Below are 221 nucleotides of genomic sequence, written 5' to 3'. Positions count from 1 at the left end.
GGCGTTGCGCGGGTTCTCGTCCTGTTTCGCGGGCGCTCGTGGCTGCTCGCTGGTCCGGATCCGGCTTGCGGCTCCTGCAGGACCCGCGGACCCGAACCCAGCCCGCGCGACCGAAGTCGCCCCGCACACCCGAGTCGGCACGCCGCCGTCCGGGGGCCAGCTCGCACGTCCGCGGGCCCCGGTGGCGTTGCGCGGGTTCTCGTCCTGTTTCGCGGGCGCTC

Source organism: Granulicoccus phenolivorans DSM 17626 = NBRC 107789 = JCM 15570, from assembly GCF_000423085.1.
GTDB classification, from domain to species: domain Bacteria; phylum Actinomycetota; class Actinomycetes; order Propionibacteriales; family Propionibacteriaceae; genus Granulicoccus; species Granulicoccus phenolivorans.
Note: the sequence above shows the minus strand (reverse complement) of the source record.